This is a genomic window from Camelimonas lactis, from assembly GCF_004342915.1.
GTDB classification, from domain to species: Bacteria; Pseudomonadota; Alphaproteobacteria; order Rhizobiales; family Beijerinckiaceae; genus Camelimonas; species Camelimonas lactis.
The window spans coordinates 186488-201943 of sequence record NZ_SLWL01000001.1 but is presented as its reverse complement, the minus strand read 5'-3'; the positions used below and the strand labels follow the sequence as shown (position 1 = coordinate 201943).

Sequence of the window (15456 nt, the reverse complement as noted above, 5' to 3'; positions counted from 1 at the left end):
GGAGGCTTTTTGCGTTCCGCACGCCGCCGGCCAGCGCGTCATCAGCCGCCTGTCCATGCGGCAGGGCGGCGCCCGCCATCAGGACGGGCGCCGAATACCAGAAGGCGGAAGCGGAGGCGCGCGCCTTTACTTGCGAAAGCGCGCCGTGACTTTTGATCTGTTATGAATAATGGCGCCGCAGCCTGCGCCCGGAAAGGCGCGCCGTCGCAAGGCGGCGCATCCCGCCCGCTGGTTATGCCGCCGTCGCCCGCTTTTCCGCGATGCGCGCCAGCAGGGCGGCGCCGACCGGCAGGATCTTGTCGTCGAACACGAACGCCGGGTTGTGCAGTGGCGCGGAAACGTCGCCGGTCAGCCACACATAGGCGCCGGGGGCCCGTTGCAACATGTCGGCGAAATCCTCGCTGCCCATTTTCGGCGTCTCGTCCAGATGCACCCGGTCGGCGCCCAGCAGTTCCGTCGCCGCTTCCGCCATCGCGTCGCACTGGTCGTCGTGGTTGTTCAGCACGTTGAAGATATTGCGGATATCCACCCGGGCGGTGGCGCCATAGGCGGCCGCGATGCCTTGGGCCAGGGTTTCGATGCGCGCGCGAATCTTCCGCAGAACCCGGTCGTCGAAGGCGCGGACAGTGCCCGCCAGCGTCGCCTTTTCCGGGATCACGTTATAGGCCGAGCCGGCGTGGATGCGGGTAACCGACACCACCGCCGGCTGGTGCGGATCGATATTGCGGCTGACGATGGTCTGCATGGCCTGGGCCAGCGCCGTGGCCACCATCACCGGGTCAACGCCGGCGTTGGGCATGGCCCCGTGCGAGCCCTTGCCGGTGATCTCGATATCAAAGAAGTCCGCCCCGGCCATGGCCGCGCCCCGGCAAATGCCCACATGCCCGCTGGGGCCGACCGGGGCGTTGTGCAGGGCGTAAATCTCGTCGCAGGGAAAACGCTCGAACAGGCCGTCCGCCAGCATGGCGCGGGCGCCGCCCAGCCCCTCCTCCGCCGGCTGGAAGATCAGGTTGACCACGCCGTCGAAATTGCGGGTTTCGGCCAGATAACGCGCCGCGCCCAACAGCATGGCGGTGTGGCCGTCATGGCCGCAGCCGTGGAAGCGGCCCGGGTTGCGCGAGGCGAACGGCAGGCCGGTCGCCTCATCCATCGGCAGGGCGTCCATGTCGGCGCGCAGGCCAACGCGCCGCAGGTTGCCGCCCGCGCCCGCCGCGTCGCGCGCCGCCCGGCCGCGCAGCACGCCAACGACGCCCGTGCGGCCGACGCCGCGATGCACCTCGTAACCCCAGCTTTCCAGCTTGTCCGCCACCAGCGCGGCGGTGCGCGTTTCCTCGAAGCCGATCTCCGGCCAGGCATGCAGGTCATGCCGCCAGGCGACCAGGTCGTCCTGGAAGGCTGTGATGCTGTCGAGCACGTTTTTCTGCACGCCCATCTGGCCGGTTCTCCACGTCTGCCGGGCTCCATCCACGCGCCCGGCGTCCATCAAAGGCGGCGCGAAGCAGCAACAGCCAGGCTTTCCGCCGCCGGATCGCCGCCATGATGCGGCGCGCAAGGCGCTGCTGTCGAGCCTGCCGGCGGCGGAAAGAGCCCCGGGCCTGGAAGCGGAAGCCGTGCGGCGGCTGTGGAAGGAGGCCGGCGGCTGTGGAAGGAGCCCGGCGGGGACCGGGCGACCGCTTCCGGGCTTGCGCCGGAGGCGGCAAGATTGCATTGTCTCCAGCCCTGCGCGGGTCCATACCGGATCCGCCGGGCGCTTCTTCTGGCGTCGGGCTCGCCGCCGCCACGGTCCCTCCACAACGTCAACGGGTCAGGCCATGAAAGTCACTGTCGAGAGAACTGCTCTGCTCCGGGCGCTCGGCCATGTCCATCGCGTTGTCGAGCGGCGCAACACCATTCCGATCCTGTCGAACCTGCTGCTGCGGGCGGCCGACGGCGCGCTGAACCTGAAGGCGACCGACCTCGATCTGGAGGTCACCGAAGCCGTCGCCGCCGAAACCGCCCAGGCGGGGGCCACCACCGTGCCGGCCTATGTGCTGTACGATATCGTCCGCAAATTGCCCGACGGTTCGCAGGTGTCGCTGGAGAGCGCCGGCGACGGCGCGCAGATGCTCATTCGCGCCGGTCGCTCGCGGTTTACCCTGCAGGCCCTGCCGGAAAGCGACTTCCCCGATATCGCCCCCGGCGATCTGCCGCACCGCTTCACCGCCCCGGCCGCCGACATCAAGCGCCTTATCGACAAGACGCAGTTCGCCATCTCCACCGAGGAGACGCGTTATTATCTGAACGGCATTTATCTGCACGCCGCCGCTGGCAATGGCGAAACCACCCTGCGCGCCGTGGCCACCGACGGTCACCGCCTCGCCCGGGTCGACGTGGCGGCGCCGGCAGGCTGCGAGGGCATGCCGGGGGTGATCGTGCCGCGCAAGGCGGTCGCCGAAATCCAGAAGCTGCTCGACGGCGTCGACGGCGAGGCGGTGATCGAGCTGTCCGCCAGCAAGATCCGCCTGTCCATTGGCCCGGTGGTGCTCACCTCCAAGCTGATCGACGGCGCCTTCCCCGATTACCAGCGCGTCATCCCGGCCGGCAACGACAAGGTCATGGTGGTGGAGTTGGCCGAGTTCACGCCGGCCGTGGACCGCGTCTCGACCATTTCGTCCGAGCGGGGTCGCGCCGTGAAACTGTCGCTGCAGGAAGGCAAGCTGACCCTGTCGGTGACCAACCCGGACTCCGGCTCGGCGGTGGAGGAAATCAGCGTCGACTATGAGGGTGAGCCCCTCGACGTCGGCTTCAACGCCCGCTACCTGCTCGACATCGCCGCCCAGCTCGACGGCGACACCGCCTTCTTCAAGCTGGCGGACGCCGGCTCGCCCACCATCGTCCAGGATCGTGAAGGCGCCCCCGCCCTCTATGTCCTGATGCCGATGCGCGTCTGATTTTCAGGAAAGCCGGGAGCCGGAAGCAGGGTCTGGCGGGGCGGACGCCGCCCGCCGCCAGGCCATGTGGTTGCCGGCCTCGCGGCGCCGGAACAGCGTCATGACCTTACGACCGCGCATCACGCGCCTGATGTTGCGCGACTTTCGCAGCTATCGCGCGCTCGATCTGCGCGCCGGCGCCGCCCTGGTCGCCCTGGTCGGCGACAACGGCGCCGGCAAGACCAATATCCTTGAAGCCATCTCGCTGTTCTCCCCTGGCCGCGGCCTGCGCCGGGCTGAACTGCGCGACATGCGTCACATGGCTCAGGGCGGGGCGCCAGCTGGCGAGGCCCTGGCTGACGAGGCGCCGGCTGACGCCGCGACCTTCGCCGTCTCCATTACCCTGGATGAGGAAAGCGGCGGCGCCCGGCTGGGCGCGGCGCTTGAGGAGCGGGCTGGCGCGCTCTCCCGGCGCAGCCGCATCGACGGCGAAGCCGTCTCCTCCCCCGCCGCCTTCGCCGAATATGTCCGCATCGTCTGGCTGACCCCGGCCCAGGACGGCCTCTTCGCCGGCCCGCCCGGCGACCGGCGCCGGTTCCTCGACCGGCTAGTGCTGGCGGTTGACGCCAGCCATGGCGCGCGCGTCAACGCCTTCGAGCGCGCCCTGCGCTCGCGCAACCGCCTGCTGGAAGACCCGCGCGCCGACGGCGCCTGGCTTGACGCGGTGGAGCGCGAGGTGGCGGAACTGGGCGTCGCCGTCGCCTCCGCCCGCCGCGAAACCGCCGACCGCCTGGCCGCCCTCGCCGCCACGCGCCGCGACGCGCCCTCCGCCTTCCCGTGGGCCGCCCTGCGCCTCGATGGGGCCATCGAGGACATGGTGGCCGGCGCCCCCGCCCTTGATGTGGAAGATCACTACCGCCGCCTGTTGCGCGACGGCCGCGCCCGCGACCGCGCCGCCGGGCGCACCCTCTCCGGCCCGCAAACCACCAACCTGGCCGTGCGCCATGGCCCGCGCGACATGCCGGCCGAACTGTGCTCCACCGGCGAGCAGAAGGCGTTGCTGATTGGCCTCGCCCTGGCCCACGCCCGGCTGGTCACCGCCATGAGCGGCATGGCCCCGCTGGTGCTGCTGGACGAGATCGCCGCCCACCTCGACCCGGGCCGGCGCCGGGCGCTGTATCTGGAGCTGACGGAGCTTGGCGCCCAGGTCTGGATGACCGGCGCCGATCCGGCCCTGTTCGGCGAATTGCCCGCCGGCGCGCAACTGCTGCGGGTCACGCCGGGGACGGCGGCGCCCTTCGTCGCGCCGCTTTGAAGCTGGACGGGCCAACGCCCTTCCGCCAACCCCTTGTCATGGCGAAATTTCCGGCCGCGCCGCCCCGGCGGCCCCGTTTACCCGGAGCGCCGCCGACCGGGGCAGCCGCGACTGGCGCGCTGGCCGGGAAAAGCCTATATAGGTGGGGTCGGGATTCGTAATGTACGCGCGCGCGCGCGTTCCCGGTAGCATGGGGGCCGGCGCCGCCGGTCCGGCGCGTCGCCCGCCAGCCGTCAGGCGCATGAAGCCCGTCAGCAATTCAGGGAAACAGATGTCAGAAGCAGCCCGTAACGCCGATGCCGAAAGCTATGGCGCCGATTCGATCCGTGTCCTGAAAGGTCTGGACGCGGTCCGCAAGCGTCCGGGCATGTATATCGGCGACACGGACGATGGCTCCGGCCTCCACCATATGGTGTACGAGGTTGTCGACAACGCCATCGACGAGGCCCTTGCCGGCCACGCCACCGAGGTCACCGTCACCCTCAACGCCGATGGCTCCTGCACCGTTACCGACAACGGCCGCGGCATTCCCACCGACCTGCACCCGGAAGAGGGCGTTTCGGCGGCCGAGGTCATCATGACCCAGCTGCACGCTGGCGGTAAGTTCGACCAGAACTCCTACAAGGTCTCCGGCGGCCTGCACGGCGTCGGCGTCTCGGTGGTCAACGCCCTCTCCACCTGGCTGCGCCTGACCATCTGGCGCAATGGCCAGGAGCACGCCATGGAGTTTCGCGGCGGCGACGCGGTGGAGGCCCTGGCGGTGACCGGCCCCTCCAACGGCAATCGCGGCACCAGGGTGTCGTTCCTGCCGTCGCCGGAAATTTTCAGCCAGATCACCTTCGATTACGCCACGCTGGAGCACCGCCTGCGCGAACTGGCGTTCCTGAACTCGGGCGTGCGCATCATTCTGACTGACGCCCGCGGCGCCGAGCACAAGCGCGAGGAACTGGTGTATGAGGGCGGCGTCGAAGCCTTCGTGCGCTATCTCGACCGCGCCAAGACGCCGCTGGTCAGCAAGCCGATCGTCGTGCGCGCCAGCCGCGACGGCATCGACGTCGAGGCCGCCCTGTGGTGGAACGACACCTATCACGAGAACGTGCTGGCCTTCACCAACAACATTCCCCAGCGTGACGGCGGCACCCATCTCGCCGGCTTCCGCGCCGCCCTGACGCGCCAGATCACCGGCTACGCCGAAGCCACCGGCCTCAGCAAGAAGGAGAAGGTCTCCCTCACCGGCGACGACTGCCGGGAGGGCCTGACCTGCGTGCTCTCGGTGAAGGCGCCGGACCCGAAATTCTCGTCCCAGACCAAGGACAAGCTGGTCTCGTCCGAGGTGCGCCCGGCCGTGGAAGGCGCGCTGAACGAGGCGCTCAGCCAGTGGCTTGAGGAAAACCCCGCCGAGGCGAAGGTGATCGTCGGCAAGGTGGTGGAAGCTTCCTCCGCCCGCGAGGCGGCGCGCCGCGCCCGTGAGCTGTCACGCCGCAAGGGGGCGCTCGACATCGCGTCGCTGCCCGGCAAGCTGGCGGACTGTCAGGAGCGCGATCCGGCCCTCTCCGAACTGTTCATCGTCGAGGGCGATTCGGCCGGCGGCTCCGCCAAGCAGGGTCGCGCCCGCGAGTATCAGGCGGTGCTGCCGCTGCGCGGCAAGATCCTCAACGTCGAGCGCGCCAGGTTCGACAAGATGCTGTCGTCGGAGACCATCGGCACGCTGATCCTGGCGCTGGGCACGGGCATTGGCCGCGAGGATTTCAACGCGGACAAGCTGCGTTACCACAAGATCATCATCATGACGGACGCCGACGTCGACGGCTCGCACATCCGCACGCTGCTGTTGACGTTCTTCTTCCGCCAGATGCGCGAGATCATTGATCGCGGCCACGTCTATATCGCCCAGCCGCCGCTCTACAAGGTCACCAAGGGCAAGTCCCAGCAATACCTGAAGGACGAGCGCGCCCTGGACGACTATCTGATCGACGCGGGCCTCGACGGCGCCACCCTGCGCCTCGCCAGCGGCGAGGAACGCGGCGGCCTCGACCTGCGCGCCCTGGTGGAGGAGGCCCGCGCCGTCCGCACGCTGCTGTCGTCCCTGCACACCCGCTACAACCGCACCGTGGTGGAGCAGGCGGCCATCGCCGGCGGCCTGCGCGCCGGCATCGTCGATAACGAGCCTGAGGCCGCAGCGCAGATCGCCACCGCCATCGCCGCCCGGCTCGACGTGATCTCGGAAGAAACCGAGCGCGGCTGGACGGGCGCGGTCGCCAACGGCGGCTACCATTTCACCCGCATGGTGCGCGGCGTGAAGCAGTCGGTCGAACTCGACGCCGGCCTGCTGGCCTCCGGGGAGGCGCTGCGCCTGTCGGAGCGTCAGGCCCAGCTGCACGACGTCTACGCCGCGCCCGCCACCCTGCTGCGCAGGGCCGACGTCACGCCAATCCATAGTCCCAACGAACTGTTCGAGGCGGTGACCGGAGCCGGCCGCAAGGGCCTGTCATTGCAGCGCTACAAGGGCCTCGGCGAGATGAACCCGGACCAGCTCTGGGAAACCACCCTGGATCGCGACAATCGCTCGCTGCTTCAGGTGAAGGTCAAGGACGTCCAGGACGCCGACGACCTGCTGGTGAAGCTGATGGGCGACGTGGTGGAGCCGCGCCGCGCCTTCATCCAGGACAACGCCCTCACCGTCTCCAATCTCGACGTGTGATGGCGCCGGCGGGGCCGCAAGGTCCCGCCCCGCTCCGGCGCGTCATGCCCGCGCGCGTTGCGGAGGCGCCGTCTGCGCCGCGCAGACCCTGGCGCGCCATGGTCACCTGGAGGCGCGCGGCGCGCAACCGATGACCGGAGCGGATCAGGTCATAACGATGGACATGGCCGTTCGGGGCCGCGCCTGAAGCGTTTCCAGCAAGGTCAACGCCAGCTGTCTTGCTCGAGGCCCGGGCTCGGAGCTCCTTCCCGCCCCGGCCCCATGCCTGCCTTCACGCCTGGCCCGCCAGGCCGCTCCTGCCAATGGGCGCCCGCCGCCGGACGGAAAATCGCGCGGCGCGCATGACGGGTGGCCGGCCGGCCCGTGAAAATTTCCGTTGTCCTGCTGAATTGTCGCCTGATTTCAGCGCCATGGCAGATGGCCATGACAAACCTCTCCCCGATCCGGGCGGCCTGCGCCGTCACTGCCCTTGCCGCCGCTCTCGCCGCCTGCGCCCTGCAGCCGGAAAAGCGCGTGCCCCGCGAGGAAATCTCCGTCTCGACCGCCGACGCCGCCCGCGCCGCCAGCCTCATCAGCGCATATCGCGTCTCAAAGGGCCTGTCGCCGGTGCGCGTTGATACGGCGCTGAACGCCCCGGCCACCGAGCAGGCCGTCGCCGTCGCCCAGTACGGCAAGCTCACCCACGGCAATTTCAGCGCGCGCATGGAACGTTATGGCGCCCCTGGCGCCGCCGCGGAAAACCTCAGCGCCGGCTCGTCCGATGTGGCGGACGTCATCAACCGCTGGAAGCGTTCCTCCGGCCACAACCGCAACATGCTGCTGCCGGACATGCGCCGCATCGGCCTGGCCAAAGCCACCTCGCCCGGCAAGGGTTATGGCTCCTACTGGGCCCTGGTGCTCGCCAACTGAGCGCCGCTCCGCACGCCTGCCGCATCCACCGGCTGACCGGGGCCGGCCGGGCAAAAAAATGCGCGGGAGCAGCCCCCGCGCATCGACACCTGACAGACTCAAGAATGCCTCAGATCGCGGCGGTGACGGCGATCTCGACCTTGTATTCCGGCGCGGCGAGGCCGGCCTCAACGGTGGCGCGGGCCGGGGTTTCACCAGGCACGACCCACTTTTCCCACTCCTGGTTCATCTCGCCGAACGTAGCGATGTCGGTGAGATAGATCGTGGCCGTGAGAATCTTCGTCTTGTCCGAGCCGGCGGCGGCCAGCAGCGCGTCGATCTGGCCGAGAATGGTCCGGGTCTGTTCAGCGACGGTGGCGCCGCCAGCAACCTGGCCAGCGAGATAGACGGTCTGGTTGTGAACCACGGCCTGGCTCATGCGCGGGCCGTTCTCGATGCGGCGAATGGTCATGCCCAACTCCCTGCAGCTCGTTTGCTGCGCTTGCAAAAACAGGCGGCGGCCGGTTGCGGGGCTGCCGGATATACGCGCCATGGGCCGGAATCGGCGTCCGGCGCGCTTCAGTGCGCAGATATACGCATACGGCGTCGCCGCAAACGGCCAATTTGTGATCCGCCGCCCGGTAACGGCCGCCGGTTTCACAACACCGCGACCTGAAGCGGCGGACATCTCCGCAATCCCGCGCACAAAAAACGCCCGACGCTTGAGCGTCGGGCGTGAAATGGTGGTGCCCCTGGCCGGGCTCGAACCAGCACTCCTTTCGGAACTCGATTTTGAGTCGAGCGCGTCTACCAATTCCACCACAGGGGCATTGGGCGCGGATCATAGCGACGCCATGCACCAGGTCAACGCCCCGAAGGGACCGTCCCGATGATCTGTCCACCGCCACGCGCATCATGCACGCGCATCATGGCGCGCGCTGGGCCCTGACAGGCGTCGGCGCGCCCCTGCGTCAGTTGCCGGCCTGAACCTCCTCTACGGCGACAGCCAGCAGCCGCTCCATGGTTTCGCGAATCTCCAGCTCGCCAACGGACACGCCGGCGGCGGCCAGGTCCCCGCTCACCTTGCGGAATACGTCCTCATCGCCGGCTTCCTCGAAGTCAGCCAGAATGACGGACTTGGCGTAATCCGTCGCGTCCTGGCCCGACTTGCCGAGTTTGCCGGCGACCCACTCGCCCAGCAGGCGGTTGCGGCGCGCCATCGCCTTGAAACGCAGCTCTTCATCCAGAACAAATTTGCGCTCGAAGGCTTCCTCGCGCTTGTTAAAGGACGTCATGTAGCGGCCCCGATTGGTGTTTCAAAAAGATCGAACCCTCAATGTAAGCGGCGGGCCCGGCGTTTGCCAGTGGCCGCCAGCAAAACACGTGGGCTGAAGCCGGATGGCGGCGGCGTCCGCCGCCCTTGACCGCCCGCCCCGGCGCCCCACATAAGGGATCACGAAAACTGTATATAATCCAGATATTTCCGGACAACGCCTTGAAATAGCCGGAAGTGTCTGCATTGAGCTCGTCAGCAGGACAATGCGCCCGGCCAGCGCGTTAACTCACTCATTGTGCTTCTGCCCCCGATCGGCTAGGTTGCCCCGGCGGGTCGGATACCCAGAAAGCCCGCTGGCCGCGGACTTCATCCCTTTTCAAGGAGCGACGGCGGTCCCCTATGGATTTTCTTAAAACACGGTATACGCCGATGAATCGTCGCCGTCGTATTTACGAAGGCAAGGCGAAGGTCCTCTATGAGGGTCCTGAACCTGGAACGCTGATCCAGCACTTCAAGGATGACGCCACCGCCTTCAACGCCAAAAAGCATGAGGTGATTGACGGCAAGGGCGTGCTGAACAATCGCATCTCGGAATATATATTCCAGAACCTCAACGACATCGGCGTGCCGACCCACTTCATCCGGCGGCTCAACATGCGTGAGCAGCTGATCCGTGAGGTCGAGATCATCCCGCTCGAGGTGGTGGTGCGGAACGTCGCGGCCGGCTCGCTGGCCAAGCGCCTCGGCCTTGAGGAAGGCACCCAGCTGCCGCGTTCGATCATCGAGTTCTATTACAAGAACGACGCGCTCGACGATCCGATGGTCTCCGAGGAGCACATCACCGCCTTTGGCTGGGCCAATCCGCAGGAAATCGATGACATCATGGCCTTGGCCATCCGCGTCAACGACTTCCTCTCCGGCCTGTTCCTCGGCGCCGGCATCCGCCTGGTCGACTTCAAGATGGAGACGGGGCGGATCTGGGAAGGCGACATGATGCGCATCGTCGTCGCCGACGAGATCTCACCGGACTCCTGCCGTCTGTGGGACGTCAAGTCCGCCGACAAGCTGGACAAGGACCGGTTCCGCCGCGACATGGGCGGCCTGGTCGAGGCTTACCAGGAAGTGGCGCGTCGTCTCGGCATTCTCGGCGAGGCCGAGAACGTCACGGCCGGCGGCCCGCGCCTGGTCCAGCCCTGAGGCGCTGGGCCTGAGGGCCCCGGCTTGGAGGCTTTTTTCGGCGAGGGGCGATTTCCGCCCCAATCCCGACAGAAATTCCGTTGAAACGGGCCCGGTTCGCCGGGCCCGTTTTTCGTTTTGGGGACCAGGTTCGTTTCGGGACCAGGGATCCGGCAGGCGGCCACAGGCCGGAGCGACGCCATCGCGCGATTGCTCACGCCACGGGCATTCATCATCCGGAAACCCTGCGCTGGCAAAGTGCCGCTGTCCGGAAGCCCGGAAATCCGGCGGCCATGCAAAAAACGCCGGGCCGCATATCGGCGGCCGCCATAAGGGCATTAGACCTCCGGTCCGCCGCTCAATAAGAAGGGCTCCATGTTCAAACGGCTCTATGACTGGACCCTGAGCCTGGCCAACCGGCCAGGGGCAACCTGGGCGCTGGCCCTCGTGGCTTTCGCAGAGAGCTCGTTCTTTCCCATTCCGCCAGACGTGATGCTGGCCCCCATGGCGCTGGCGCGCCCGCGCAAGGCTTGGTTTTACGCCTTCGTCTGCACGGTCGCCTCGGTGCTTGGCGCGCTCGTCGGCTACGCCATTGGCTACCTGCTGTTTGATTCCCTGGGCCAGTGGGTCATCAATTTCTACGGCATGCAGGACGGCGTGGCGAAGTTCCGCGAATCCTACGCCGAATATGGCCATTGGATCATCCTGCTGAAGGGGCTGACGCCAATCCCCTTCAAGCTGGTGACCATCATGTCCGGCTTCGCCGAATACAACCTGTTGTGGTTCGTGGCCCTGTGCATCGTCACCCGCGGCCTGCGCTTCGCGCTCGTCGCCGGCGCCATGCAGCTGTTCGCCGAGCCGATCCGCCGCCTGATGGATCGCCACGCCGGCGTCATTGGTTTCGCCATCGTCTTCTTCATCATCGCCGGCTTCGCCGCCGCCAAGTTCCTGGTCTGAGGAGGCCATCATGCTGGCCCGCATGTCCCTGTCCCGATGCGCGGCCCTCATCGTCATGGTGGTTGCCCTGGCGGTCATCGCCACTTTCCTCATTTTCGAGCACGTCTTCGGCTACCAGCCCTGCCCGCTCTGCCTGCAACAGCGCCTGCCGTGGTATTTCGGCGCGCCGCTCGCGGCGCTGATCGCCGCGACGCCCGAGCCGCAAAAACGTCTGCGCGGCGTCGGCCTGCTGCTGCTCGCCCTTGTCTTCCTCATCAGCGCCGGCCTTGGCGCCTACCATGCCGGCGTGGAGTGGAAATTCTGGCCAGGCCCCCCTGGCTGCAGCGGCCAGGGCGCGCCGGCTGACGCCGCCAGCCTGCTCGACCAGTTGCAGTCGATCCGCGTCGTCAGCTGCACCGACGCCGCCTGGCGGCTGTTCGGCCTGTCCATGGCCGGCTGGAACGTCCTGGTTTCGCTGGCCCTTGTCGTGGTCGCCGCCGCCGGCTCCCTGCGCGTCGCCCGAAGCCCTCGCGGCGATCGCGCCGCGCCGGAGGCCAGATCGTGAAGCTGCGCCTGCGGACGCCCGCCTCCGAGGACCCTGGGGCGCGCATGAGCGAGATGCGCACGGCGGTGATCGGCGCGCTCGTGGTCATGCTCGGCCCCATCAGCATGTCGCTGTACACGCCAGCCATGCCGGCGATGGTGCACGCCTTCGATACGACCCCAGCCGCCATCAAGCTGACCCTCACGGTCTATTTCATTGGCTTCGCCCTGGCCCAGCTGGTTTGTGGCCCGATGTCCGACGCCTATGGCCGCCGGCCGGTTGGCATCGGCTTTTTCACCATTTACCTCGCCGGCAGCGTCATTGCGGCGGCGGCGCCCTCCCTGTCCTGGCTGTTGGCCGGCCGCATTCTCCAGGGCATTGGCGCGGCGGCGGGCATTTCCATGTCGCGCGCCATGGTGCGCGACCAGTACAGCGGCCAGCAGGCCGCCCGTATTCTCAATCTGATTGGCGTGATGCTGGCCATCGGCCCGGCAGTGTCGCCGACCCTCGGCGGCGTCATCCTGTCGACCATCGGCTGGCAGGCGATCTTCTTCGTCATGGTGCTCTATGGTTCGGTCGCCATCTGGCTGATCGCGTTTGTCGCGCCCGAAACCAACCGCAACCGCGACCGGGCGCTGGCCAGACCCAGCGCCGTGCTCGCCAGCTATCGCACCCTGTTCGCCAACCGCACCTTTGTCGCCACCTCCTTGCTCATCGCCATGTCGCCGGGCGGCCTTTATACGCTGGCGGCGATCCTGCCGTTCGTCATGATCGAGAAGGTGGGCCTGACCCCAACCCAGTTCGGCATGGGCATGCTGGCCCAGACCGGCTCGTTCATGACCGGCGCCGCGCTGGCCGGCGTGCTGCTGCGCCGCACGGACGCCACCCGGCTCGTGCCCGTCGGCCTGGCGCTGGTGGCCCTTTCGGGGCTCGGCTTCTGCATCGGCCTGCGCATCTGGCCGCCGTCATTCATTTCGGTGATGGCGCCCACCGCGCTCTGGGCCTTCGGCAACGCCTTCATCATGCCAGGCGCCACCACGGCCGCCCTCGCGCCGTTTCCGCGCATCGCCGGCGCCGCCTCGGCCGTCACCGGCTTCATGCAGATCGGCGGCGGCCTCGCCGGCACCGCCGTGGCGGCGCTGCTGTTTCACGAACCGTTCAATTCACTGCGGGTGATCATGCCGGTGATGTCGGTGATCGCCATCGGCAGCTACGCCTGGCTGGTCTGGCGCGGCGGCGGCCTGGTCACCACCACGCCAACCGGCGAGCCGGCGCGCCGGCCGGACCCCGCGGGCGGCCGCGACGCCCTGCCGCCATCCGGGACGGCGGACGACGGGCATCATGACGACGCCCACGACGGTCACGCCCGCAAGACCCGGCGCTGAGCCCCGGCGTTGAGCCCCAGCGCTGGGACACCCGCCCCCGTAGTCCTGGAATGGCGACAAAAAAAGCGCGTTTCGGGCCGGAAGCGTCCCCTGCGGCGATCGGACGGCCCTCCGTCGGCCCCGAGTTGCCCCGGCGTGATTGCCTGGACGCGCAAGACGGGTTAAGCCCCCCTTGAGCCCGCCTGAAATTTGGCGGCCAGGAGCCGGTGAGGCGTTTTCGCCCTGTCAGGAAAAGATCACCGCCAGCCCGGATGCTGGCGGGACCTTCGCCGCCACGGGGCGTGACAGAACCGCCGGACCAGCCGCCCGATATGTCGGGGCGAGCTCCTGTCCAGGCAGACTCCTGAAATCCGACAGTGCGGAGCATCCATGAAGGCCCGAGTCACCGTAACCCTCAAGACCGGCGTGCTCGACCCGCAGGGGAAAGCAATCGAAGGCGCGCTTTCATCCCTCGGCGTTGAAGGCGTCACCGGCGTCCGCCAGGGCAAGGTCTTTGACATTGAACTCGCCCACACCCAACCTGAAGCGGCGCAAGCGGCCCTGAAGGATGCGTGCGAGCGTCTTCTCGCGAACACCGTCATCGAAAACTACAGGGTCGAGATTCTCTCCTGACGCTGGAGCAAGGCGATGCTGGACCCTGACGCCCGGACCGTCCTCGATCTCATGAAAGCCGCCGGACGGCCCGTGATGACGGCGCTGTCCCCCCTGGAGGCGCGCGAGGCCTACCGCAGTTCACGGCGGGCCCTGGGTCCTGACGCGCCGGACGTGGCGCTGGTCGAGAACTTTTCCGCGCCCGGCCCCGGCGGCCTGGTGCCGCTGCGCTACTATCGCCCCGCCGGCCCCGACGAGCTCGCCCCCCTGCCCTGCCTTGTCTATTTTCACGGCGGCGGCTGGGTCATCGGCGACCTGGAAACCCATGACTACGTCTGCCGCCGGCTGGCCAACGCCGCTGGCTGCGCCGTGGTCGCGGTGGATTACCGCCTGGCGCCCGAGCATGTCTTCCCCGCCGCGGTGGAGGATTGCGTCGCCGCCGTAAACTTCGTCATCGACAACGCCCGGCGCCTGCATGTCGACCCGGCGCGCGTCGCCGTGGGCGGCGACAGCGCCGGCGGCAATCTGGCGGCGGTGATGGCGTTGATGGCCCGCGATGGCGATCTGCCGCCGCTGCTCTACCAGCTGCTGATCTATCCGGCGGTGGACATGCGCGACGCCTGGCCATCGCACACGATGAACCTGGACGGCTTTCCGCTCACCGGCGAAACCATGCGCTGGTTCATCGATCATTACGGCGTATCGCGGCAGGACCGGGCCGACTGGCGCGCCTCGCCGCTGCACGCGCCCACGCACGCCGGCCTGGCGCCGGCCTTCGTCCTCACCGCCGGCCACGATCCGCTGGCGGATGAAGGCGCCGCCTATGCCCGCGCCCTTGAGAAAGCCGGCGTAAGGGCCACCTATCTGCATATGAGCGACCAGATGCATGGCTTCATCACCATGTCGAAGGTCGTGAGGGCGGCCGAAGCCGCTCTCGACATCATGGGCGGCGCGCTCAGCCGGGCCCTCGCCCCCCAACCGTCACGGGACGCATCATGAAAGCCGCCGTCGTCACCTTCCCTGGCTCCAACCGCGAGCGCGACATCGCCCGGGCGCTGAAGCACGCCTCCGGCGTCGCCCCCGCCATGGTCTGGCACGCTGACGCCGACCTGCCCGCTGGCACGGATCTGGTGGTCCTGCCCGGCGGCTTCAGCTACGGCGACTATCTGCGCTGCGGCGCCATCGCCGCCCGCTCCAACATCATGGCCGCGGTGCAGGCGCACGCGGCGCGCGGCGGCCTCGTGCTCGGCGTCTGCAACGGCTTCCAGATTCTGTGCGAAGCCCAGCTGCTGCCAGGCGTGCTGATGCGCAACGACCGCCTGCGCTTCATGTGCAAGCGCCAGCACCTGCGCGTCGAGCGCGCCGACACCGCCTTCACCCACCGTTACGCGCAGGGCCAGGTCATCGACGTCTGCATCGCCCATGGCGAAGGCAACTGGACGGCGGACGCGGACGCGGTGGCCCGCATCGAGGGCGAAGGCCTGGTGGCTTTCCGCTATTGCGACGCCAATGGCGTTGTCTCGCCGGAAACCAACTGCAACGGCTCGGTCAATTCGATTGCCGGCATCTATTCGGAAAAGCGCAATGTGCTCGGCATGATGCCGCATCCGGAAAACCTGATCGACGCGCTGGTGGGCGGAACCGACGGGCGCGGCCTGTTCGAGAGCCTCGCCACCCGCATGGCCGCCTGAACGCGCCCTCCGCCCGGCCCGCCCCCCTGACAGAGCACTGACCG

14 protein-coding genes and 1 tRNA gene are annotated in these 15456 nt (G+C 68.1%); 11 read left to right on the top strand and 4 right to left on the bottom strand.

What is annotated here, in order from left to right; translation table 11 throughout:
• Window positions 1-232 precede the first annotated feature (232 nt).
• A complete protein-coding gene (locus tag EV666_RS00940) occupies window positions 233-1432 on the bottom strand; it encodes a M20 aminoacylase family protein (RefSeq protein WP_132001546.1) in 1200 nt (399 codons plus the stop codon).
• Window positions 1433-1811: 379 nt separating this feature from the next.
• On the opposite strand from EV666_RS00940, the gene dnaN reads away from it, so the two are divergent.
• From dnaN to EV666_RS00920, 4 genes are all read left to right on the top strand, one after another.
• On the top strand, window positions 1812-2930 hold the full coding sequence (gene dnaN / locus EV666_RS00935) for a DNA polymerase III subunit beta (protein ID WP_132001542.1): 1119 nt from the start codon (window positions 1812-1814) through the stop codon (window positions 2928-2930).
• 100 nt (window positions 2931-3030) lie between these two features.
• Window positions 3031-4224: a DNA replication/repair protein RecF gene (gene recF / locus EV666_RS00930; RefSeq protein WP_132001539.1), complete on the top strand. Its 1194-nt coding sequence runs from the start codon at window positions 3031-3033 to the stop codon at window positions 4222-4224.
• A 271-nt stretch (window positions 4225-4495) separates the two neighbouring features.
• Entirely contained in the window at window positions 4496-6925 is a 2430-nt protein-coding gene (gene gyrB / locus EV666_RS00925) for a DNA topoisomerase (ATP-hydrolyzing) subunit B (protein ID WP_132001536.1), read from the top strand.
• A gap of 423 nt (window positions 6926-7348) precedes the next feature.
• Window positions 7349-7834, top strand: coding sequence for a CAP domain-containing protein (locus tag EV666_RS00920; protein ID WP_132001533.1), 486 nt, complete (start codon window positions 7349-7351; stop codon window positions 7832-7834).
• Between the two features lie 109 nt (window positions 7835-7943).
• Here EV666_RS00920 and EV666_RS00915 read toward each other — a convergent pair whose 3' ends face one another.
• The 3 genes from EV666_RS00915 to EV666_RS00905 form a co-directional block, all read right to left on the bottom strand.
• Window positions 7944-8285 carry a RidA family protein gene (locus tag EV666_RS00915; RefSeq protein WP_132001530.1) on the bottom strand — a complete coding sequence of 114 codons (342 nt, stop codon included), beginning with the start codon at window positions 8283-8285 and terminating at the stop codon, window positions 7944-7946.
• 272 nt (window positions 8286-8557) lie between these two features.
• Window positions 8558-8642 (bottom strand) — tRNA-Leu (locus tag EV666_RS00910).
• A 142-nt stretch (window positions 8643-8784) separates the two neighbouring features.
• On the bottom strand, window positions 8785-9108 hold the full coding sequence (locus tag EV666_RS00905) for a DUF1476 domain-containing protein (protein WP_132001527.1): 324 nt from the start codon (window positions 9106-9108) through the stop codon (window positions 8785-8787).
• Between the two features lie 380 nt (window positions 9109-9488).
• Here EV666_RS00905 and purC point away from each other — a divergent pair, with 380 nt between their 5' ends.
• The 7 genes from purC (at window position 9489) to purQ (ending at window position 15412) form a co-directional block, all read left to right on the top strand.
• On the top strand, window positions 9489-10286 hold the full coding sequence (gene purC, locus EV666_RS00900; RefSeq protein WP_132001524.1) for a phosphoribosylaminoimidazolesuccinocarboxamide synthase: 798 nt from the start codon (window positions 9489-9491) through the stop codon (window positions 10284-10286).
• A gap of 354 nt (window positions 10287-10640) precedes the next feature.
• Window positions 10641-11222, top strand: a complete 582-nt coding sequence (locus tag EV666_RS00895; protein WP_132001522.1) for a YqaA family protein — start codon at window positions 10641-10643, stop codon at window positions 11220-11222.
• 10 nt (window positions 11223-11232) lie between these two features.
• Window positions 11233-11766, top strand: coding sequence for a disulfide bond formation protein B (locus EV666_RS00890; protein ID WP_132001520.1), 534 nt, complete (start codon window positions 11233-11235; stop codon window positions 11764-11766).
• Entirely contained in the window at window positions 11763-13130 is a 1368-nt protein-coding gene (locus EV666_RS00885) for a multidrug effflux MFS transporter (RefSeq protein ID WP_245514132.1), read from the top strand. Before EV666_RS00890 ends, EV666_RS00885 begins: the two co-directional genes overlap by 4 nt.
• 369 nt (window positions 13131-13499) lie before the next feature.
• Complete coding sequence (gene purS, locus EV666_RS00880; protein ID WP_132001518.1) at window positions 13500-13742, top strand: phosphoribosylformylglycinamidine synthase subunit PurS; 243 nt, start codon at window positions 13500-13502, stop codon at window positions 13740-13742.
• A 15-nt stretch (window positions 13743-13757) separates the two neighbouring features.
• Window positions 13758-14720, top strand: coding sequence for an alpha/beta hydrolase (locus EV666_RS00875; RefSeq protein ID WP_132001516.1), 963 nt, complete (start codon window positions 13758-13760; stop codon window positions 14718-14720).
• Window positions 14717-15412 carry a phosphoribosylformylglycinamidine synthase subunit PurQ gene (purQ, locus tag EV666_RS00870; protein ID WP_132001513.1) on the top strand — a complete coding sequence of 232 codons (696 nt, stop codon included), beginning with the start codon at window positions 14717-14719 and terminating at the stop codon, window positions 15410-15412. Before EV666_RS00875 ends, purQ begins: the two co-directional genes overlap by 4 nt.
• Window positions 15413-15456 lie beyond the last annotated feature (44 nt).